The organism is Halopseudomonas pertucinogena (assembly GCF_014646575.1).
Classification (GTDB): Bacteria; Pseudomonadota; Gammaproteobacteria; order Pseudomonadales; family Pseudomonadaceae; genus Halopseudomonas; species Halopseudomonas pertucinogena.
On sequence record NZ_BMNN01000002.1, the window covers coordinates 439,543 to 460,978 of the forward strand.

Annotated in this window: 19 protein-coding genes and 1 riboswitch; of the genes, 9 read left to right on the forward strand and 10 right to left on the reverse strand. The window is 64.6% G+C overall.

The window, feature by feature from the left end; genetic code table 11:
- Nucleotides 1–70 precede the first annotated feature (70 nt).
- Complete coding sequence (locus IEW63_RS07225; RefSeq protein ID WP_188635928.1) at nt 71–733, reverse strand: hypothetical protein; 663 nt, start codon at nt 731–733, stop codon at nt 71–73.
- 131 nt (nt 734–864) lie between these two features.
- Between IEW63_RS07225 and IEW63_RS07230 the strand changes: the two genes are divergently transcribed.
- A complete protein-coding gene (locus tag IEW63_RS07230) occupies nt 865–1,413 on the forward strand; it encodes an OmpA family protein (RefSeq protein ID WP_188635929.1) in 549 nt (182 codons plus the stop codon).
- A 67-nt stretch (nt 1,414–1,480) separates the two neighbouring features.
- On the opposite strand, the gene IEW63_RS07235 is transcribed toward IEW63_RS07230, so the two are convergent.
- Complete coding sequence (locus IEW63_RS07235) at nt 1,481–1,942, reverse strand: outer membrane lipoprotein (RefSeq protein WP_188635930.1); 462 nt, start codon at nt 1,940–1,942, stop codon at nt 1,481–1,483.
- Between the two features lie 269 nt (nt 1,943–2,211).
- Here IEW63_RS07235 and IEW63_RS07240 point away from each other — a divergent pair, with 269 nt between their 5' ends.
- Complete coding sequence (locus tag IEW63_RS07240; protein ID WP_229710375.1) at nt 2,212–2,448, forward strand: hypothetical protein; 237 nt, start codon at nt 2,212–2,214, stop codon at nt 2,446–2,448.
- On the opposite strand, the gene IEW63_RS07245 is transcribed toward IEW63_RS07240, so the two are convergent.
- Nucleotides 2,398–3,588, reverse strand: coding sequence for a 1-acyl-sn-glycerol-3-phosphate acyltransferase (locus tag IEW63_RS07245; protein ID WP_188635932.1), 1,191 nt, complete (start codon nt 3,586–3,588; stop codon nt 2,398–2,400). The two genes, IEW63_RS07240 and IEW63_RS07245, sit on opposite strands and share 51 nt — an antisense overlap.
- Nucleotides 3,589–3,808: 220 nt before the next feature.
- Between IEW63_RS07245 and IEW63_RS07250 the strand changes: the two genes are divergently transcribed.
- Entirely contained in the window at nt 3,809–4,465 is a 657-nt protein-coding gene (locus IEW63_RS07250; RefSeq protein WP_188635933.1) for an SOS response-associated peptidase, read from the forward strand.
- On the opposite strand, the gene IEW63_RS07255 is transcribed toward IEW63_RS07250, so the two are convergent.
- The gene (locus tag IEW63_RS07255) at nt 4,446–6,578 is read right to left on the reverse strand and encodes a methyl-accepting chemotaxis protein (RefSeq protein WP_188635934.1); all 2,133 of its coding nucleotides are present in this window, start codon (nt 6,576–6,578) and stop codon (nt 4,446–4,448) included. The genes IEW63_RS07250 and IEW63_RS07255 overlap by 20 nt on opposite strands.
- Nucleotides 6,579–6,698: 120 nt before the next feature.
- On the opposite strand from IEW63_RS07255, the gene IEW63_RS07260 reads away from it, so the two are divergent.
- From IEW63_RS07260 to IEW63_RS07270, 3 genes are all read left to right on the forward strand, one after another.
- On the forward strand, nt 6,699–7,508 hold the full coding sequence (locus IEW63_RS07260; RefSeq protein ID WP_188635935.1) for a M48 family metallopeptidase: 810 nt from the start codon (nt 6,699–6,701) through the stop codon (nt 7,506–7,508).
- Between the two features lie 121 nt (nt 7,509–7,629).
- Nucleotides 7,630–8,958, forward strand: coding sequence for an OprD family porin (locus IEW63_RS07265; protein ID WP_308423600.1), 1,329 nt, complete (start codon nt 7,630–7,632; stop codon nt 8,956–8,958).
- A gap of 102 nt (nt 8,959–9,060) precedes the next feature.
- The gene (locus tag IEW63_RS07270; protein ID WP_188635936.1) at nt 9,061–9,432 is read left to right on the forward strand and encodes a YkvA family protein; all 372 of its coding nucleotides are present in this window, start codon (nt 9,061–9,063) and stop codon (nt 9,430–9,432) included.
- Between the two features lie 107 nt (nt 9,433–9,539).
- On the opposite strand, the gene IEW63_RS07275 is transcribed toward IEW63_RS07270, so the two are convergent.
- A complete protein-coding gene (locus IEW63_RS07275) occupies nt 9,540–10,712 on the reverse strand; it encodes a baeRF3 domain-containing protein (RefSeq protein ID WP_188635937.1) in 1,173 nt (390 codons plus the stop codon).
- Nucleotides 10,713–10,886: 174 nt separating this feature from the next.
- Between IEW63_RS07275 and epsC the strand changes: the two genes are divergently transcribed.
- Nucleotides 10,887–11,801, forward strand: coding sequence for a serine O-acetyltransferase EpsC (gene epsC, locus IEW63_RS07280; RefSeq protein WP_188635938.1), 915 nt, complete (start codon nt 10,887–10,889; stop codon nt 11,799–11,801).
- Between the two features lie 103 nt (nt 11,802–11,904).
- Here the strand turns inward: epsC and IEW63_RS07285 are convergent, their stop codons facing one another.
- Nucleotides 11,905–12,711, reverse strand: coding sequence for a class II glutamine amidotransferase (locus IEW63_RS07285; protein ID WP_188635939.1), 807 nt, complete (start codon nt 12,709–12,711; stop codon nt 11,905–11,907).
- A 165-nt stretch (nt 12,712–12,876) separates the two neighbouring features.
- Here IEW63_RS07285 and IEW63_RS07290 point away from each other — a divergent pair, with 165 nt between their 5' ends.
- Both IEW63_RS07290 and zapE read left to right on the forward strand, forming a co-directional pair.
- The gene (locus IEW63_RS07290; RefSeq protein WP_188635940.1) at nt 12,877–14,208 is read left to right on the forward strand and encodes an amidohydrolase; all 1,332 of its coding nucleotides are present in this window, start codon (nt 12,877–12,879) and stop codon (nt 14,206–14,208) included.
- A 141-nt stretch (nt 14,209–14,349) separates the two neighbouring features.
- Nucleotides 14,350–15,471: a cell division protein ZapE gene (zapE, locus tag IEW63_RS07295; protein WP_188635941.1), complete on the forward strand. Its 1,122-nt coding sequence runs from the start codon at nt 14,350–14,352 to the stop codon at nt 15,469–15,471.
- 464 nt (nt 15,472–15,935) lie between these two features.
- Here zapE and yghU read toward each other — a convergent pair whose 3' ends face one another.
- The 4 genes from yghU to hrpB all read right to left on the reverse strand — a co-directional run bounded on the left by yghU (nt 15,936) and on the right by hrpB (nt 21,425).
- Nucleotides 15,936–16,775 (reverse strand): glutathione-dependent disulfide-bond oxidoreductase, encoded by an 840-nt coding sequence (yghU, locus tag IEW63_RS07300; protein ID WP_188636076.1) that lies wholly within the window; start codon nt 16,773–16,775, stop codon nt 15,936–15,938.
- Between the two features lie 196 nt (nt 16,776–16,971).
- Nucleotides 16,972–17,556, reverse strand: coding sequence for a TMEM165/GDT1 family protein (locus IEW63_RS07305; protein WP_188635942.1), 585 nt, complete (start codon nt 17,554–17,556; stop codon nt 16,972–16,974).
- 26 nt (nt 17,557–17,582) lie between these two features.
- Nucleotides 17,583–17,764: riboswitch (yybP-ykoY riboswitch) on the reverse strand.
- 26 nt (nt 17,765–17,790) lie between these two features.
- A complete protein-coding gene (locus IEW63_RS07310; protein ID WP_188635943.1) occupies nt 17,791–18,810 on the reverse strand; it encodes a methyltransferase in 1,020 nt (339 codons plus the stop codon).
- Between the two features lie 71 nt (nt 18,811–18,881).
- Nucleotides 18,882–21,425: an ATP-dependent helicase HrpB gene (gene hrpB / locus IEW63_RS07315; RefSeq protein ID WP_188635944.1), complete on the reverse strand. Its 2,544-nt coding sequence runs from the start codon at nt 21,423–21,425 to the stop codon at nt 18,882–18,884.
- Nucleotides 21,426–21,436: the final 11 nt, after the last annotated feature.

The window sequence follows — 21,436 nt, forward strand, 5'->3', positions numbered from 1 at the left end:
GACCCCATCGCGCCGAGGTCGGCGCTCCCACAAAACCGTGATGATTGGGGGGCGGGGCGCCTGGTTCGGCTCAGGGGCCTGGGCTGGCGGCGCCTTTGTAGCCGCAGCCGTTGAGTCGCTGTCCGTCTCGGACCAGCACGGCGGTCAGGTGGTAGTAGTCCCCGGTGCTGCGCTCCAGACAGCCGGTGGGGTAGAGCCAGAGTTCCAGTCCCTGATCATGCACGCCGCGAAAGCCCATCGCACCGTCGGGCATCTGCTCCTGGATCACTGCCAGCTGGCGGCCGTCCTCGCCGTCGTCAGTGCTCAGTTGCATTCCCCTGGCGGTGACGTCCACCCGCCAGTTATCCGCCAGGCTGAAGCCGACCCACTGGCTGCCGGCGCCACTGACGTCCATGCAGCCACGCCCGGTGGACTGCACGCGATGGGTCTTGCGTACCAGCCAGCGTCCGTCCTTCTCCACCACATCGAGATCCGCGAAGATCGACAGCTGCCCGGGCTGCCCTACATCGTCAAACAGGCGCTTCAGCTCGGCGGTCGGTTGCAGCAGGCGGTCATGCTCCTGGCCGCAGGCGCGCATGGTCCAGTCAGGATCACCCCGGTCAATCAGCCCGGCCACCCGCTGTGAGGCCCCGCTTTCACCGCCGGGCCAGAGGGACCAGGAGGCACAGCCGGACAGTCCGAGCAGCACGCTCAGCAGAAAAAACAGTGAAAAATGCCCTTTTGGCATCCCCATGATGTGAACCTCTTTGAAGAATCGACTATAAACCGATGAATTGCTTGCGATGATGATCACATTTGCAGGCGTCAGATGATAATCTGCAACGCGGATTATCCAATGGTTCACTTTTCTGTCTGGATGGAACAATGAATACCATAAAAAGCTTGACGCTGGCTTCGCTTGTTTTTCTTGCGGCCTGCTCCTCCAAGGAAGAAGTCGTTCAGACTGCCCCACTCGCCCCGTCCTGGGCCGAGTCCCGTATTGAAAACCTGACCACGCTCGCCACCCAGCAGGGTTATCAGGTCGAGCGCGAGGGTGAGCAGATCCGTCTGCTGATTCCCGTTGACGGCAACTTCCATCCCAAGCGCACCCTGCTGCTGCCCTCGGGCCTGGTGCCCCTGAGCAAGGTAGCACAGGCACTGAAATCCGACAGTGAAAGCCGCGTCTCGGTGGTAGGTCACAGTGACAGTGATGGCAGCGATGAGCTGAACCAGAAGCTGAGCATGGAACGCGCCCAGGCGGTGGCCAGCGTGCTGCGTCTGGGCGGCATCGAGCGCCATCGCATGCATCTGCAGGCCATGTCCGATCTGCAGCCGCGCGCTGACAACAGCAGCTATACCGGTCGCAAGCTGAACCGTCGGGTAGAGATCATTCTCACCCCCTATCAGCCGACCAGCGTCGCACTGGCTGACTGATACGAAGGGCGCCGGTCTCGCCGACGCCCTTCACCCTCCTATTCGCCCCAGATGAACGGGGCTGGCATTACTTGCTGACCCGGGACACCCCATTGACTGTCAGGATGCGCACCCGCTCGCCCGGTGCAAAGGACACGTTCTTGTCCACTTCCTGAACGTAGGCACGGGTCTGGCCGCTGTCTTCACGGACGGTGATCTCGATCCCCTGGTTGCGGGTCAGGCCTTCTTCGGCCGCCGCCCCGGCCATGCCGCCTGCCACCGCGCCCAGCACGCCGGTGACAATGCTGCCACGGCCGCCGCCGACCGAGCTGCCGGCCACCCCGCCGACCACCGCACCGGCACCTGTGCCGATATTGGTGCGGGTACCTTCGATCTGCACCAGTCGCACGGATTCGACCGTGCCCATGCGCACTGTCTGCGGAGCGCGGGCCTCGGAACGGCTGTAGGTGTCACCCGTCAGGTTCGATGCACAGCCACCGACCGCCAGGGTCAGGCCCAGCAGGCAGCTTGTGAGAATACGTTTGTTCATGGTTCACCATCCTGTCTGTTCTGATTCGCTCTGCGTTCCTGTTGGACTGCCCGGGCGAATGAATGTTGCGCGGCAGGTATTTCATCGGATTTCAGCGCCGGTCGGTCGAGCCTGGCATCCGTTTGCTTTAGACTGCCCCGGCCTGGCGGCACCGCCGCCGATCAATTTCCGTTCCCATTGTACCCGCCAGAATAACTATAAGCCGCAGGTAGCTACCGACCATCGGAGGTAATCGTATGCCTTTTTTTCAGGCTGCGTGGGTTATGTACATGAATAACAGTGCGCTGGTGCTCAACAGTCTGGCGCTGTTCTACGCGCTGTGCGGCGGCTGGCTGATCATTGCCACTCAGCTGCGTACCGCACGCGCGGTACGTCTGCTCAGCAGCCCGTCCGGCGTGATGGAAGAAGCCGCCTCAGCGCAGCGCGGCAACCGGTTGTTCATGCGGGTCGGTGGTCTATGCCTGGGGCTCGCCCTGCTGCTGAGCATTGCGTCCGCGCTGGTCTGACACTTTCTGGCGGCTGATGACCGGGTTGGCGTACTGACGCAGCCACCACAGCCGCTGCTCCTGCGGGCAGGCAGCCAGGCGCTGGTCGAAGCGCTGCTGTTCTTCGGCCAGCATCGCCGGTTCGAACTGCTCGCGCCAGCCGCTGATGTCCACTTCCGCCGGTACGTCGGGCAGCTTCTCCACCGCCAGGTAGTTGCTTGGGTAGAGCCGATAGAGGCCGAGTATCTGCCGGTCGGTCTCGCTGGCCACCGCCCGGGCGTCCGCGTAGTCATCGGTCAGCGGCGTGCCGAAGGCGATGTGTACCCGCCCCTTGTAGCCGGTCAGGCCCTTGGCGATGGAGCTGTCATCCTCGCCGGGCTGCTTGCTGTAGCTGCCGGTACGCTCGCGCTGCTCCAGTTCCCGGGCCTTCATCTGGTCGCAGGGGTCCCATTCGTAGGCAATGGATACCGGCACGATATTCAGCGAACGCACCACCTCGGTGAAGCTCTCGTTCTTGCGGCTCATGCACAGCATCTTGATGATCGCGGTGTCGGTCCGGTCGCAACCGTCCTTGGCGCGGCCTTCGGCCTGGGCAATCCACACCGAATGCCCCTCGGCAATCGAGTGATGGATATAGGCGGACAGGGTCTGGTACACCGCCAGCTTCTCCCTGCGCCCCGCCACCGACCGGTGCACGATGAAGCATTTGTTCAGGCGCATCAGATCACCCACGAAGGAACGCTGCAGCAGGTTGTCTCCGATGGCGATGCGCGGCGTCGGGTGGCCGCCGTGATACAGCGCGTAGTTGACGAAGGCCGGGTCCATGGCGATGTCGCGGTGATTGGCAAGAAACAGATGCGGACGGGTCTTGCTCAGGTTCTCCAGGCCACTGTAGGTGACCTGCAGCGCGCTGCGTTCGATGACCTTGTCCAGCCAGGGCTCCAGCCGGCGCTGCAGGGCATCCACGGTTGCAACGCCCTGCAGCTCGCGCCGCACCCCGCCGGCCACCAGCCGTGCGGCGAGGCCGGGCAGCCAGCGGTTCAGGCGCGGGAACCGATATCTGGCGAGGGTCTGGAGCAGGTCCCGGTCCTGTTGCAGGCGCAGCAGAACGCCAGGCACCTCATCGTCCTGATATGGCCGGATACCATCAAACTCGCCCATGAATCCCTCTTTTGCATATTCTCGATGCGCGCATTATGCGGTGGGATGGTTGGAGTCTCAATTCCCATTGTGGTTTCGTTACATTTGCCCGCCGGCTGGCCCCGGCGCGGCGCAATGCATACACTAGCCGCCATTCACCCACCCTGTAGAAAGGAAAGCCCATGCCGGCAGGTGCTGTGCCATACGATCTGTCGACCCTGCCTGGCGGAGAGGCGCTGGCATGAGCGGTCGACTCGCCCAGTTCAGGGCTCCACTGGCCGATGTGCCCGAGGGCTGGCAGCCGGCCTGGAATCTGTCGCCGGGCCAGCGCCTGCTGATCCTGCGCAAGGTGGATGACCGCCTGGAGTGTGCCCAGGTGCTGTGGAATCTGACCCCGGGCTGGCTGACCGATCTCAGCCGTGCCCCCTTCAGCGCCAGGGCCGAGTTGCTGCATGACAAGGCGATGTTCCGCGAGCCGCTGGTGCAGCGCCGCTGCCTCATCCCGGTGGAAGGCTATTACCTCTGGCACCAGCAGGGCCGACGCAAGCAACCCTGGTATCTGCGCCGGGAGCAGGACAGCCTGGCGCTGGCCGGGATATGGGAACGATACACCCTTGACGACGGCACCTGCTGGGACAGCTGTGCGCTGATCACCGCACCGGCCGTCGGGCTGCCGGCCAGACTGTCGGACCGCATGCCGGTGGCGCTCAATCAGGCGGAGCAGGCAATCTGGCTGGCCAGCGCGACGGCACCCCGGGCGCTGCAACCGCTGCTGCTGAATGCGCAGTCGCAGGTGCAGCTGATGTACCCGGTCAGCCCGGCGGTAAGCAACCCGGCCACCCGCGGGCCGCATTGCTGCAGCCCCTCCGGCCACCCGATCAGACCTGGAACTGATTGATCAGGCGGCGCTGATGCTCGGCCAGTCGGGTCAGCCCGGCGCTGGCCTGGGATGACTCCGCCGCCCCGCCGGCCACCTCGTTGGCCACCTCGCCGATATTGGCGACGTTGCGGTTGACGTCCTCCGCTACCGCACTCTGCTGCTCCGCGGCGCTGGCAATCTGGATGTTCATGTCGTTGATCACCGACACCGCCTGGGTGATCGACATCAGCGCGGCGTCCGCTTCCTCCGCCTGCAGCACACTCTCGCCGGTGCGCTGGCGGCTCTGCTCCATGACCTCGACCGTCTGCCGCGTGCCGCTCTGCAGCTGCTCGATCATCTGCTGGATCTCCTCGGTGGAGGTCTGGGTTTTCAGTGCCAGGTTGCGCACCTCATCGGCCACCACGGCAAACCCCCTGCCATGCTCGCCGGCACGGGCCGCCTCGATCGCTGCGTTCAGCGCCAGCAGGTTGGTCTGTTCGGCAATGCCGCGGATGACGTCCAGGATAGAGGTGATGTTGTCGCTGTCACGCGCCAGGCTCTCGACGGTCTGCACTGCGCGCTCGATATCCACCGAGAGCTCCTGGATCGTCCGTGCGGTGAGCTGCACTACCTCGCGCCCATGGCTGGCGGAGCCATTGGCGTTGCCGGCGGCCTCGGCGGCCAGCCCGGCGTTGCGGGCCACGTCCTGGGCGGTGGCGGTCATTTCGGTGACCGCGGTGGCGACCATCTCGATCTCGCCCAGCTGCTTCTGCACGCCATCGTTGGTGCGCATGGCGATGTCGGCGGTATTTTCCGCCGCATCGGTGACCTGCTGCACCGAGTTCACCACCTCGCGGATCATGTGCTGCAGCTTGTCGAGAAAGGTGTTGAAACCCCTGGCGATATCGCCGAACTCGTCGGCACGGTCGACCTCCAGACGGCGGGTCAGATCGCCATCGCCTTCCGCGGCCTCCCGGAGCATGTCCACCAGCCGGCGTGCGGGGCGTGCCAGGCTGTAGCCGACCAGCCACATGACCACCAGGCCGACCACGGCAATCAGCACTCCGATGCCGGCCAGGGTTGCCGTGGCGGCGGATTGCTGCTGGCGCAGCTCGGCATCCATCGCGTGCAGTTCGGCCATGACCGCATCCAGCGGCAGGCGGATGAGCAGCGTCCAGCTGGTGCCGGTGTTACCCAGCGGGATCGGCATCCACAGCTCGATTTCATTCGCCGCCCGGTTCACCGAGTAGATCGGCTCGTCAGCGACCTTCGCCAGGCTCGCCAGGTCGTCGTCATCAAGAATCTGCGCAGCGGGGCCACCCGGCTGGCCACCCTCCCCCGTCCAGGCCACCAGCCGGCCCTGCCCGGTGATCAGCGCCTGTTCGCCCTTGCCGTCATAAAGACCCGCGGAACTCTCCTCCAGCATCGACTGCAGGAAGGCCATCGACAGGTCCGAACCGACAATGCCGAGGAATCTGCCGTCGAGCAGAATGGGGGCGGTGAAGGACGAAAGCATCACCGGGGTGCCGCCCAGATCGTCCAGTGCCGGATCGGCCACGCAGGGGCGCAGGTTATCCCGCACGCAGAAGTAGTACTCGCCGACCCTCACCCCTGTCTCGTCGAGGCTCTCGTCATGCATGTCGTCAAGCAGGTCCAGTTGCAGTGTGCCGTCGGCCGCGCGGAACCAGAACGGCATGAACTGCCCAGCCTCGTTGTGCCCCGGCAGGCCGGTCCCCTCGTAGAAGGTATCCAGATCGTCGAACGCGCCCGGCTCCCATGCGACATAGGCGGACAGCAGCTCCGGCTGGTCCTCCAGTACCTGCCTTACGTAACGGAGCATTTCCTCGCGGCTGATCATCACCTGGGGCAATCCGTCGCGCACATCGGCGATCTGACGATTCAGCAGCGCCAGCTGTTCGTTCACCGCGAACGGCCGCTCCAGCTGCTGGCGGATGTGAAAGGCTTCGGCGCTGGCGGTCGCCAGCAACTGCTCACGAACCAGCTCCTCGATGATCTGCTCGCTGCGTTCGGCGACCGTCTCCTGGTTGCGTTCGAAGGCCAGCATGGCGTAGAACGCCATCGCGGCCACGGCGACGAACAGACAGGCGCCGGCCAGCACGGCAATGGATAACTGTATTGATCTGAATTTCATGGGGGGAGCTCGTTCTAACCGTCTGGATCAACTTTATCGGCGGGGATGGTCAAATCTTCAGCCATGTTCTGCTATTGTTCACTCCAACCATTACCCATTGATTACGGAAGGAAATCCGTCATGCGCATCCGCCGTCTGTTGTGCTGCCTGCCCCTGCTGTTGCTGGCCAGTTGCGAGAGTGTTCAGACCACGCAAGGTGGAGCTGTCGGGGTGAACCGCAGCCAGTACATGTTCAGCGGCCTTTCCAGTGCCGAGGTCGACCAGATGGCGGCCGAGTCCTACCAGCAGATGCTTGATGAAGCCCGCAGCGAAAACCTGCTGAACACCGACACCGCCATGCTGCGGCGACTGCGCAGGATTGCCGACGAGCTGGTGAAGGAAGTCGACCACTTCCGTCCGGACGCGTCGCAGTGGGACTGGGAAGTCAACCTGATCAAGAGCGATGCGCTCAACGCCAGCTGCATGCCCGGCGGCAAGATCCTGTTCTTCACCGGCATCGTCGACAAGCTGAAACTGACCGATGACGAAATCGCCCAGATCATGGGCCACGAGATAGCCCATGCCCTGCGCGAACATGGCCGCGAGGCGATTTCCCGGGCCTACACCACCCAGATGGGCACCCAGGTGGTCGGCGCCCTGCTCGGCCTGGGCGACGGCGCGCGCCAGGCGGCCGACATGGCCGTTCAGTATGGCCTGACCCTGCCCAACAGCCGCTCCAATGAGACCGAGGCCGACCTCATCGGCCTGGAGCTGGCGGCCCGCGCGGGTTACAACCCGGAGGCGGCGGTCACGCTGTGGCAGAAGATGGCATCCGCTTCCCAGGGCGAGCCGCCGGCGTTTCTCAGCACCCACCCCACTTCCAGTGGCCGGATCGACAACCTGCGGGCCAATATTCCCAAGGTGCGCCCCCTCTATGAAGCGGCGCGCTAGGCATAGCCGCTGCCATACGACCAATTAACAATTGATTTATCAAACGTTTCAACTATGTTACAGCGGCCGGAGCAAACCGGCCGCCCCTGGGCAATAACGAATAACACCCCTGAGGAGTAGCATGATGAAGAAATCCCTGATTGCCGCCGGCGTAGCTGCTGGCCTGCTGGCCCTTCCCGGCCTGTCCGTCGCCCAGAGCGGCGGTTTCGTGGAGGACGCCAAGGCAAACCTGAGCCTGCGCAACCTGTATTTCGATGGCGATTACAAGAACGAAACCAACGCCCCCAGTGATCGCGAGTGGGGTCAGGGCTTCATGCTCAAGTTCAATTCCGGCTATACCCAGGGACCGATCGGTTTCGGCCTGGATGTGTTCGCCCGCTCGGGTATCCGCCTGGATTCCGGCGGCACCAACCCGGCGGAGCCCGGTGACAGCCGCCGCCCCGGCACCATGTTCCCACTCAAGAATGACGGCAGTGCCGTCAACAACTTCAGTCGCATCGACTTCGCTGCCAAGGCCAAGGTCTCCGAAACAGTCCTGAAGGCGGGCCGCGGACTGGAGCCGAACCTGCCGGTCGTGGTTCGCAACGACGGGCGCCTGTTACCGCAGACCTACAGCGGTGCGATGCTGACCTCCAGGGAGATCAGTAACCTGACCCTGCATGCCGGTCACTTCGATGAGTCCAACGGTCGCAACTCCACCAACTACGAAGGCCTGCGCATCGGCGGCAGCTCTGCCGATGCCGACGTGAACCGCTTCCAGTACGTGGGTGGTGATGCCCAGCTTGGTGATAACCTGGTCGCGCAGTATTACTTTGCCCAGCTGAAGGATTACTACAACCAGCACTTCGTCGGTGCCGTCCACACCATGGACCTGGGTGCCGGTCAGCTGGTGACCGACCTGCGCTACTTCGACAGTGACTCCCATGGCGCCAACAGCAGTGCCAGCGGTCGCGCCGATGGCTATGTTGCCCGTGGCGTGGATAACGGCGGTGAAGTCGACAACCGTGCAATGAGCGCGATGTTCACCTACAAGCTGAGCAACCACGCGGCAGGTATCGGTTATCAGAAGATGAGTGGCGACAGCGACTTCGTCTATCTGAACAACGGCGGCGGTTCCACTGCCTACCTGATCACCGACTCGCAGATCAACAAGTTCGAGCGTGCCGGCGAGAAGACCTGGGTAGGCCAGTACAGCTACAACTTCGCTGACTATGTGCCGGGGCTTAGCTTCACCGCCAAGTATCTGCGCGGGTCCGATGTTGACGCCGAGCCTGGCAACGGCGACTCCGAGTGGGAGCGCAACCTGCGCCTCGACTATGTCGTGCAGAAGGGCATGTTCAAGGATCTGGGGGTATCGGTGCGCCATGCCAGCCTCCGTTCCGATGTTGCCGGGGAGCGGGATCAGGATCAGCTGCGTGTCTACCTGACCTACAACTTCGCTCTGCTCTGAGCAATATGAACCCCGGCCCGGCGCCGGGGTTCTGCTATCTGCACGGCACCTTTTTCGGGTATATCATGGTCAGCATACAGAGCCAGCAAACCGGAGAAAGCCATGAACAACCGCCTGCATGGTTACGCCACTGCCTACAGCGAGAGCAGCTTCCACCGGAAACTTGCCCGCTACGCCCGCGTTGCCGGGAGAGAGGTGGTGGAGAAGGCACTCTGGCTGTTTTTCGCCGCCCAGAGTCCGGAGACTCCGCGCTGGGCCAGGACGGCCATCTATGGCGCGCTGGGCTATTTCATCTTCCCGCTGGATGCCATTCCCGACTTTGCCCCCCTGGTCGGTTACACCGACGATCTGGGCGTGCTGGCGGCCGCTCTGGCCACGGTAGCGATGTATGTCACCGATGACATCAAGCAACGCAGCCGCGACCAGGCGGACAAATGGTTCGGCCCCGCTGCCGAAGGTCTGAAGAAAGAATAGGCAACCTCATTCCTGTCCCGACCCGAGAGGGTCGAACCCTACCGGGAGTGTCGAGTTCCATCTCGACACAGACTCGCCCTCCGCTGCCTGATTCTGCCGCCCCGGAATCAGAACCGGAACACCGCAGCGGCTCCGCTGCTACCCGGCACCAGCCCCTGGGGCAGCATCACCACCTCAGCCCCGTTCTGCACCGCCCGGGGAATCAGCTGATCCAGCACGTCGGCGCCGGTCGCCATCTCCCCGTCAGGCTCGCCATCAAGCTGAACGGCCCCGCTCTGCATATCGACGGTACCGGGTATATCGCGGCCGGACTCCACCAGCAGCAACGACACCCTGCCGGCAAACACCGCCTCGCCGATTTCACCGATGTCATTGGAGGCAAGCTTCTGACCCTGCGCTACACCATAACGCTCCAGTGCGCTGTCCAGCGAGGCATTGTGACGCCGGGTGATGATAGTGGCGGCCTCCTCCCGCAGCCCGGCGGCATCCATCAGCCCCGGATCCTGGGCGATGCCTTCGTCGAGCAGAGTCGGGTGATGGCTGACGGCGCGGTAGGCGGCCTGGTTACGGGGCAACGCAGCAAGAATGAGCGGCAGCCCGGAACGGGCGTGATGCTCGACGATGGCCTTGTCGATGGCGCGGAAATAGCGTTCCCGGTCGATATCGATCTCATCCTGCTTGCCACCACCGCCTGCCTCGTGGCGCGCCGAGCCGCTGGTCCTGTCGGCGGCGCGACTGAAGCCGTGGGGGTTGCCTGACTGGTCCTTGGCAGTGAGCTCCTCACCCAGGGCCTGTTCGAGGTTGCGCGGCACGTCCGGATGCAGCTCTACTTCCTCCAGCACATTCTGGTCCCCCTGGAACAGCCGCACCGCGTCACGCGTCACGCACAATACCTGATAGGCGCCGCCGGACTGGCTGATACGCATCAGCGGTTTGAGACAGGGCTGCTGGTCGACACGCACCAGCTCATCCACCGGCTGGTGCAGTGAAAACACCTTGAACACATCGCTGCCGCCGATGACTGCAAGACCATCCCGGGGGCTGCGCCACAGCTCATCCTCATGCAGCAGCGCATCGAAGGGTTCAAGCAGAGCGGGGTCGGCATTGGCGCTGCCGTTCTCCACCTGATCCCGCAGCTTGCGCAGCAGGTTGCGATAGCGCACCGGATTCTGTTCCTGATCGGGGAAGGATCTGGCCATCGGCATATACAGTGACAGATAGGGCTGGCCCTGCAGTTTCAGCAGTTCCGACAGGTCCGATTGAGTGATGTGCTCGTACATGCATACCTCCGGTGGTAGTGAAACGGGCTGACTGGCTTTCTGCATCATTCGACGAACGCCCGCAGGGGGGAGTTCATTCAAATGGACAGGCGCCCCTCTCCGGGCGGGTGGGCTTTGCGACCTGCGCCGGGAGTGACTACCATGGGCGGTTTCCGTGATCAGAATGCATGAGCCATGACCTACGACCACAACTGGCAACTAGACAGCATCGTTGAGCAACTGCGCGATGCGCGCTCCGAATGGCGCAGCGCCCAGGGGCGTACCCACGAGCCCGGCGACCGGGAGCTGCCCTCCCGGACCGTGATGAAGACCATAATCGAAGCGCTGGCCGGGGCGCTGTTCCCCATGCGCCTCGGTCCGCCGGATCTGCGCAAGGCGAACGAGGACTTCTACGTCGGACATACCCTCGACTCCTGCCTCAACGCCCTGCTGCAGCAGGCCGTGCTGGAGCTGCGGCACACCCACCGCAAGCAGCCGCTTGAGTGTGCCGAGCTGCGCCAGCGTGCGGAGGATATCGTGCGCCGTTTCGCCGCCGAACTGCCCCGGCTGCGGCGGGTGCTGGATACCGATGTGATGGCCGCCTATCACGGTGATCCGGCTGCGAAATCGGTGGATGAGGTGCTGCTGTGCTATCCCGGGGTCATGGCGATCATCCACCACCGCATCGCCCACCTGCTGTATCGGGACGGCCTGACCCTGCTGGCGCGCATCATCAGCGAGCTGGCGCATTCGGATACCGGCATCGACATCCACCCCGGCGCGCAGATCGGCGAGAGCTTCTTCATCGACCATGGCACCGGCGTGGTGATCGGTGAGACCGCCATCATCGGTGAGCGGGTGCGGATCTATCAGGCGGTGACCCTGGGTGCCAAACGCTTCGAATCCGATGATCAGGGCAAGCTGATGAAGGGCCAGCCGCGTCACCCGATCGTCGAGGACGACGTGGTGATCTACGCCGGTGCGACCATTCTCGGGCGCATCACCATCGGCGCCGGGTCGACCATTGGCGGCAACGTGTGGGTCACCCGCAGCCTGCCGCCGGGCAGCAACGTGTCCCAGGCGAGCCTGAGGAATCAGTCCAGGGTATGAAGTCGGGGCGGGGGCGTGCTGCGCACGCCATCGCCGCGAGGTCGCGGCTCCTGCCCGTCCTGGCCTGGGTCCGTGACACCTTCGGTCTCGGATTGATGGCCGTTCATTCCGGTAGGAGCCGCGACCTCGCGGCGATAGAGATGTTTCCCTGGCGCAATGTCTCTCCGCCCTGCCACAGACGCCACTCCCCCGGCTGATAACTGTGCCACTGCTCATTGCTCGTCAGCGGCTCGGTGGCTATCACCGTCACCACGTCATCAGGTGTGGTGTGCTCCTGAAAGTCCACTACCATCTCCATGTCCCGCAACTGCGCCGGGCCGAAGGGCGCGCGGCGGGTGATCCAGGCCAGCTTCGTGGTGCATAGCGTAAAGAGCCACTGGCCATTGCTCAGCAGCAGGTTGCATACGCCCCGGGCGGCGTAGTCAGCGCAGGCGGCGGTAAGACAATCGAGGATCTCATCCCGATCCGGCTGCCGGGCAAAGCGTGCCCGCAGACGGTTGAGCAGGTCGCAGAAGATGGCCTCGCTGTCGGTATTGCCCACCGGCTGGAACGGGCCCTCCCCGGCCACGAAGTCGCTGATCTGGCCGTTGTGCGCGAAGGTCCAGTACTGCCCCCACAGCTCGCGTGTGAACGGATGGGTGTTGGCCAGACTGACCCGGCCCACGTTGGCCTGGCGGATATGGCAGATCACGTTCTCCGACTTGATCGGGTAGCTCTCGATCAGCTGGGCGATGGCCGAACTGTGACAGGGCGCCGGATCATGGAAGCAGCGCACCCCGCGCCCCTCGTAGAAGGCCACACCCCAGCCATCACAATGCGGACCGGTGCGCCCGCCACGCTGCATCAGCCCGGAAAAGCTGAAACAGATATCCGTGGGTACGTTGGCGCTCATGCCCATCAACTCACACATTCTGTTACTCCCCCGACATATCTGTCGCACGCCTGGCCATTAGAATTGTCCCAATCCAAGGGAATGGTACGACATAAGGGAACCGCTGATACCGGTACGCGTCATCGTGGCAGCCTCATTGTCCATCAGCGACCGGCGGTCTGTTCACTATCTCAAGGTAATCCTATGAAATTCATACGCAAACCTCTTCAGGCAGCATTGTTGGCCACGCTGGTAGCCAGCGCCAGTGCAGGCGCGCAAACCGCACCGAACCCTCTGGAGCAACAGATCCGCGAAGGCGCATCCGCTATCGAGGACCGGCTGATCGAATGGCGTCGGGATATTCACCAGCATCCCGAACTGGGTGAGCAGGAGACCCGTACCGCGGCCCTGGTCGCCGAGCATCTGGAAAAGCTCGGGCTCGAGGTGCAGACCGAAGTGGGCCGTACCGGCGTGGTCGGCATTCTCAAGGGTGGCAAACCCGGTCGTACCGTAGCCCTGCGCGCGGACATGGACGCGCTGCCGGTCAAGGAGCCGGCCGGGCTGCCCTTTGCCTCCACGGCCAAGGGCATTTACCACGGCGTCGAGGTGGACGTGATGCATGCCTGTGGCCACGACGCCCATACCGCCATGCTGATGGCCACCGCCGAGGTGCTGGCCGATATGCGTGACGAGATCGAGGGCACGGTGATGTTCATCTTCCAGCCGGCCGAGGAAGGCTCCAGCCTGGTGCAACCCGGCCCGGATGCCAGCTGGGGCGCAAAGAAGATGCTCGAGGATGGCCTGTTCGACGACATCAAGCCCGACGCCATCTTTGCCCTGCACGTGATGCCCGGACCGTCCGGCCAGCTGAGCTGGCGTACCGGCGCGACCACCGCCGCCAGTGACATGCTCAACATCAGCGTCACCGGCAGCCAGGGCCACGGCGGCATGCCCTGGAACACGGTCGACCCCATCGTCACGTCCGCCCAGGTGATCAACGGAGTGCAGACCGTGGTCAGCCGCAAGGCCAACCTGACCCGCTCGCCGGCGGTGATCACCATCGGCACCATCAATGGCGGCACCGGCCCCAATATCGTCCCCGAGACCGTCGAGATGAGCGGCACCATCCGCACCTACGACGAGGACGTTCGCCAGAAGGTACGCGAGGACCTGAAGCTCAGCGCGGAAAAGATCGCCGAAAGCGCGGGGGCGAGCGCCGAGGTGTCCATCGAGCCGATGTACAGCACCACCATCAACGACGCCGAGCTGGCCGAGCGCATGGCGCCGGTGCTGGAGCGAGCCGCTGATGGCAAGGTCGCCACCGCCGAGCTGCCCGGTGCGGCGGAGGACTTCTCCTTCTTCGCCCAGCAGGCCCCGGGGCTTTATGTATTTCTCGGCATCACCCCCGATGGCCAGGCCCCGGCCAAGGCAGCGCCGAACCACAACCCCGAGTTTTTCGTGGATGAAAGCGCGCTGGTCGTCGGCACCCGGGCGCTGGCGATGCTGACCGTCAACTTCCTCGGCGAAGAGGACTGAAGGGACGCCGCTCGACTTTCTCCTGTGATACCATCCGCGGCGCGGGCCCGGCCCGGGCCCGGTAGCGCACTTGCATGGGGTGCAAGGGGTCGAGCGGCAGCCATTGGCATTCCCGGCCGATCTGGGCGAGCATAACCGCCCATGACTTCTTCTATTGACCTTCGTACCCCCCTTCAGGCTCTGCAGCAAGCACTCGAACGTGGTTTCGTGCCCGATCCGGCCCAGCAGCGCGCCGCTCTTGCCCTGGATGACCTGCACCGACAATTGCACAGCGACGCCGGATACCCGCCACGCGGCGTCTATCTCTGGGGCCCGGTCGGCCGCGGCAAGACCTGGCTGATGGACGTCTTCCATCGCAGCCTGCAGGTGCCGAGCCGCCGCCAGCACTTCCATCACTTCATGCAGTGGGTGCACCGCCGGCTGTTCGCGCTGACCGGCACGGCCAACCCGTTGCAGACCATCGCCCGCGAACTGGCCGCCGAGGTACGGGTGCTGTGTTTTGACGAGCTGTTCATCAATGACATCGGCGATGCCAGTATTCTCGGCACGCTCTTCATCACCCTGTTCGACGAGGGTCTGGTGCTGGTAGCCACCTCCAACCAGCCGCCGGACCAGTTGTACGAGCACGGTCACAACCGCGAACGGCTGTTGCCGGCGCTGGCCGCCATTGCAGCGAACATGCAGGTGCTGAACGTGGACGGCGGGCAGGATCACCGGCTGCATCCGGCGGATGTCGTGCAGCGGTACTGGGTGGCTGATGACCAGGCGCTGGGCGCAGTGTTCCGGCAACTGTGCGGGAATCTGGACAACTGCACAGCGCCGATCGAAGTGAACCATCAGCAACTGCAGCCAAAACGCCACTGCACCGCGGCGGCCTGGTTCGACTTCGCTGATTTGTGTGAACGGCCACTGGGAGCGCTGGATTTCATCGCCCTGTGTGACCGGTATCCAGCGATACTGCTGGGCCGCGTACCGCGCCTGGGCGGAGCGGCCAGGGAGATGCGCATCGCCCGGGGAACCGAGGATGCCGCCGAGCAGGTCAGAGCCGGCGACCGCGTGCTGCCGGCGCTGTCGCGCCAGGATGACAGCGTGCGCCGGCTGATAGCCCTGGTGGATGAATGCTACGACCGTGGCGTACCGCTGTATATCGAAGCGCAGGTGCCGCTGGATGAGCTGTACACCGAAGGGGCCCTGACCTTCCCCTTCCAGCGCACCCTGAGCCGGCTGCGGGAGATGCAATCGGTGCGCTTTCAACCACGCTGAGGGCCGGCCGCCCCCGGAGCGTCGAGCCACCCGGGAACGTCGAGTTCCACCTCGACGAGCGTGCTGCGCTGCTACCCTCCTGGTTCGAGATGGAACTCGAACCTCCCGGCCCGAGACGCAGCCCGCGCACGGTCCCCAGGGACTGACTCGGGGCTACCCCCCGGGAACGTCGAGTTCCATCTCGACGAGCGTGCTGCGCTGCCACCCTCCTTGTTCGAGATGGAACTCGAACCTCCCGGCCCGAGACGCAGCCCGCGAACGTTCCCGAGGGACTGACCCAGGACCACCACCCGGGAACGTCGAGTTCCATCTCGACGAGCGTGCTGCGCTGCCACCCTCCTTGTTCGAGATGGAACTCGAACCTCCCGGCCCGAGACGCGGCCCGCGCACGTTCCCGAAGGGCTGAACCGGGCCCAACCACCCGGGAACGTCGAGTTCCATCTCGACGGGTCTGGGCTCCGGCGTCAGTCGAAATCCTCGGCCGAGTGCCGCTCGGGTACCTGTTCGTCCAGTTCACCCCAGGTGCGGTTGACCTTGCGGCCGCGCTGCACTGCAGGGCGTTTGCCGATTTCTTCGGCCCAGCGCAGTACATGGGTGTAGCTGTGGGCTTCGAGGAACTCTGCCGCTTCGTATACCTGGTTGGTGGCGACGCCGCCGTACCAGGGCCAGATGGCCATGTCGGCGATGCTGTACTGCTCGCCGGCAACGTAGGGCCTCTCTGCCAGTTGGCGGTCGAGCACGTCCAACTGACGCTTCACCTCCATGGTGTAGCGGTTGATCGGGTATTCGAACTTCTCGGGAGCATAGGCATAGAAGTGACCGAAGCCACCTCCCAGCAGCGGCGCGCTGCCCATCTGCCAGAACAGCCAGTTCAGACATTCGGTGCGGCCTGCCAGATCCTGCGGCAGGAAGTGGCCATATTTCTCCGCCAGGTACACCAGAATGGAGCCGGACTCGAACACCCGCAGCGGTGGGTTGACGCTGGTATCCAGCAGCGCCGGAATCTTGGAGTTGGGGTTGATCTCGACGAAGCCGCTGGCGAACTGGTCGCCCTCCTGGATGCGGATCAACCAGGCATCGTACTCGGCCTCGGCGATGCCCAGCTCCAGCAGCTCCTCAAGCATGATGGTGACCTTGACACCATTGGGCGTGGCCAGCGAATACAGCTGCAGCGGATGCTTGCCCCGGGGCAGTTCCCGCTCGTGGGTGGGGCCGGCGATCGGCCGGTTGATGTTGGCGAACTTGCCGCCGTTATCCTTATCCCAGGTCCAGACCCTTGGTGGCACATAGGCTGAATTGCTCATCTGATCCTCCCAGTATTCGTCCGGTCGGGTGTCGACCGACAACATGCTGGGGACCATGGTACCCCCTGGCCGGTCACCCGGGCCACCGACCAGGGCGCAATCAACCCGCCTGCAATTCACTGTCATCACGAAACACGCGACTGTGCATCGGACGTATCCAGGCGTCGCCACCCTGCTGCAACTCCAGCCAGGAGTATCACCCCACCGCAACCATCTGCGTCCAGGCCAGCCAGGCGGCGTACAGGCCCAGCCCGAGGAACAGCAGCGCGGTAATTACCCGGATCAGTGCGAGAGGCAGTCTGGCCGCCGCCAGGTTGCCGAGGAACACCACGGGCACGTTGGCCAGCATCATGCCCAGTGTGGTGCCGAGCACGACCCAGAGGTAGGCATCGAACTGCGCCGCCAGCACCACGGTGGCGATCTGCGTCTTGTCGCCCATTTCAGCAATGAAGAAAGCCACCAGGGCGGCCATGAAGGCGCCATAACGACTGATTGGAGGGGTATTGTCATCATCGAGCTTGTCGGGCACCAGGGTCCAGGCTGCCACCGCGAGGAAGCTTGCCGCTACCAGACCGTACAGCCAGGTGTCACTGAGGATCTCGCTGATCAGTTGCCCCACAGCGCCGGCCAGAGCATGGTTGACGATGGTGGCGACCAGAATGCCCCAGATGATCGGCCAGGGCCGACGGAAACGTGCAGCCAGCAGCAGCGCCAGCAACTGGGTCTTGTCGCCGATCTCTGCCAGCGTGACCACCCCGGTTGAAACGAGAAAAGCTTCCACGGATTTTCCACAACGAGGACGGGTCAGACTTTTCCAATGACACGAATACACCCCCGCCTCGGCTGGTGTTCCGTGTCAAAGGTCTCGTCAGACCCCAGCCACCCGGAGGTGACGGCGGGTCGCAAACGCCATGGCCTGCGGGCCAAGTATGTTGACGTTTGCCTTGGAAGGCGGGCTTCCGGAGAGACTACTCCCCTAAGACGCCGGCAACTCTAACAAGGGCCGACCGGCAAATCAACCGGGCGCTACCGCAGAGTACACCTTGAACCGGCTGTTCTCGCGCAGGACGCGGCAGGCGCCGATATGGCTTTCAATCAGCGGCGGATACCTGAGAAAACCATTGGCGACGATGCGCAGTTCGCCCCCGGGCAGCAGGTTGCGGGTAACCCCGTTGAAGAAGCGCTCGGCGATGCTGGTATCGTGGCGCACGCCAGTGTGGAACGGTGGATTGCTGACCACAGCTGCATAACGGCCGTGAACATCGCTGAGCCCGCTGGTGGGATAGACCTGAGCCTCGATGCCATTGCGCTGCAGGGTCTGTCGGGCACAGTGCAGTGCCAGGGCGTCGATATCCACCAGTTCAAAGCGGCAATCGGGATTGCGCCGCGCCAGCACCACGCTGAGCACACCTGCCCCGCAGCCGAAGTCCAGCACCTTGCCTGCGGGCAGCGGGGCGTTCTCTTCCAGCAGCAGGGCACTGCCCTCATCCAGCCGGCCATGGCTGAAGACACCGGGCAGGCTCAGCAGCCGCACCTGCTGGTCGGGAAAGTCCAGCTCGACCTCCTGCTGCCAGCCAGCCAGATCGAAGGGCGGCGCATCGCCGGAAACGCGGGTGCGCCACAGCTGGCAATGCCGGGCCGAGTCGAGCTTCTCCGCTCCGTCACCCAGGTCGACAAGCAGCTTTTCCGCCCGGGTGATACCGCCCTTCTTCTCGCCCACCAGATACAGCGGGCAGCCCGCTGCCAGCTGCGGCGCCATCTGCGCCAGCGCGTATTCGGCCCGCTCGATGGCCTTGGGCATCACCAGGATCGCACCTTCAAGATCCTCCACCGCCGGGCAGATGTGGGAGAAGCTCAGCTGGTGTTCCGGCAACTTGCCGCGCAGGGAGAGAAAGACCGCGTAGTCCCAGGTCCAGACATGCCAGTCCGCCGGCAGCTCACGGGTCAGCTCGTCCGCTGGGGGGTTGACCAGCAACAGGCGCTGCCCGGCGAACAGCTCGGTGCTGCGTTGAAGAATCTGACTGGTATTGTCCATCGACCACTCCGGCAAAAAGCGAGGGGGCATTGTACGCGGGGGCGGCCTGCGCTTAAAGGCGCCGCAGCTGTTCAGCCCTTCCGCGGCTTGGCCCGTGTGGTCGGTTCGGCCTGCAGGGGGTCGTCCGGCCAGTAGTGCTTCGGATAACGCCCCTTCATGTCCTTCTTCACCTCGTCGTAACTACCACTCCAGAAGCCTCCCAGGTCCTGGGTCACCTGCACCGGCCGGCGTGCCGGGGACAGCAGGTGCAGCTTGAGCGCAACTCGGCCCTGGGCGATACGCGGCGTGGTGCGGCTGCCGAACAGTTCCTGCAGCCGCACGGCGAGCACCGGCGGGGTTTCGCTGTAATCGATGCGAATACGCGAGCCGGTGGGCACTTGCCAGTGGGTGGGTGCCTGCTCGTCGAGCTCCCGCGGCAGGGGCCAGGGCAGGAGGCTGGCAAGGATCGCCGGCAGGTCCAGGTTGCCGAAGTGGGCCAGACGGTTGACCTTGTCCAGCCAGGGGGCGAGCCAGTCTTCCAGGGTATCGAGAAGCCGCTGGTCGGAGAGGTCCGGCCAGACGGACTCGCTGCCCTGCTGAAGGTCGAGCTCGCGCAGCAGCTGAATGCGTGCCTGCCACTGGCGCAGCTCCGGTGTCCATGGCAGCAGTTGGATGCCCTGCTTGCGCACCACGGCGCAGAGTGCGCGGTTGCGCTGCTCTGGCTCGATGGCCTTGAGCGGCTCACGGCTCAATATCAGTGCGCCGACGCGCCGTTGCTGCTCGGCCACCAGGGTCTCGCTGCGCGGGTCCCATTCCAGGGTCTGCTCCGTGCGCACCAGCGCCGGCAGATACGCGCCAATCCATTGGGGATCCAGCGCGGCAGCGAGAAAGATGCGCGCATTGCGCTGGCTGGCGTGACCACCGAGACTGGCAATGGCCAGCCACTCGCGCTGCTGCAGGCTGTCGACCTGGGCGAAGGCCGCGGAGCGGCCGTTGGCCAGACGGTAGTCGCTGCCCTGTTCGCCGCGGCGGCGGGCAATCCGGTCGGGATAGGCCAGCGCCAGCAGCAACCCGGCCCAGTGTTCGCTGTCCGGCTGGTCGAGTTGTTGCTCCACGGCGACCTGGCTGATCAGCCGTTGCCACTGCTCGGCCAGCTTGCGCGCCCGCTGCAGCGCGCCACGGTCCAATGCCGGCTCGTTGCGCGGCGCGTCGAAGGCCGCCAGCCGGCGGCCGATATCGGCGTCGTCCACGCCCCGCAGCAGATCCCTTTCGCCGAGGATCGCCGCCAGCCTGCAGGCCAGTCTGCCCAGCCCCAGGAACTGCCCACGCAGCAGCATGTGTGCCAGCCGCGGGTGCATCGGCAGGCCACATAACGCGGCACCATGGGCGGTCAGCTTCCAGCCGCCCTCGGTGCGCTCAAGGGCATTGAGCTGCACCAGCAGATCACGGCCCTGCTGCAATGCTGCGCCCGGCGGCACGTCCAGCCAGGCCAGCTCGGTGGGATCGTCAATGCCCCATTGGGCCAGCTGCAGCGCCAGCGGCGCCAGGTCGGCCTGGAGGATTTCCGCAGGCGTCTGCGCCGCCAGCTGTGCGTGCTGGTCGGCTGACCACAGGCGATAGCAGGTGCCGGGCTCGGTTCGCCCTGCCCGGCCGGCGCGCTGCTCTGCAGCGGCCCGGGAGATGCGGCGGGTGTGCAGCCGGGTCATGCCGGATACCGGATCGAACGCGGGTTGACGGCACAATCCCGAGTCGATAACCACCCTTACCCCCTCGATGGTCAGGCTGGTTTCGGCAATCGGCGTGGCCAGCACAATCTTGCGGCGTCCGGGCGCCGCCGGACTGATGGCCTGACGCTGGGCGGCGAAGTCCAGGTCGCCATACAGCGGGGCGATATCGATATGCGGCTGGCCAGCCAGCGCGTCCTCCAGCCGGGACTGCAGCCGGCGTATTTCTGCGGCGCCGGGGAGAAACACCAGCAGGCTGCCGCTGTCACTGGCCAGTGCCTGCAGGATCGTCTGCTCCAGCAGCGGCTCGATGGACTGGCCGGGGGAGATGGCGGCACCATGCTGGATGGTTACCGGATACTGGCGTCCCTCGCTGACCACCAGTGGTGCGTTGTCCAGCAGCTTGCTCACCGCTGCGGCGTCCAGGGTAGCGGACATCACCAGCAGCCTGAGCGGATTGCCCTCGTCACGCAGGTATTGCTGGGTCTGCAGGCACAGCGCCAGACCCAGGTCCGCATCCAGGCTGCGTTCATGGAATTCGTCGAAGATCACCAGCCCCACGCCGGGCAGCTCGGGATCGGCCTGCAGCAGCCGCTGCAGGATGCCCTCGGTCACCACTTCGATGCGGGTGGCGGCGCTGACCCGGCTTTCCAGACGGATGCGGTAGCCCACGGTCTGCCCCACCGGCTCGCCCAGCAGTTGCGCAAGCCGTTCGGCCGCAGCCCGGGCGGCCAGCCGACGCGGTTCGAGCAGGATGATCTTCTGACCGGCGAGCCAGTGGGCGTCGAGCAGGGCCAGCGGCACCAGGGTCGTCTTGCCGGCGCCGGGTGGCGCCTGCAGCACCACGCTGGGGTGGCTGGCCAGCTGCTGGTGGAGTTCGCCGAGCACGGCCTGTACGGGGAGCTGGTTCATCAATGGGCACG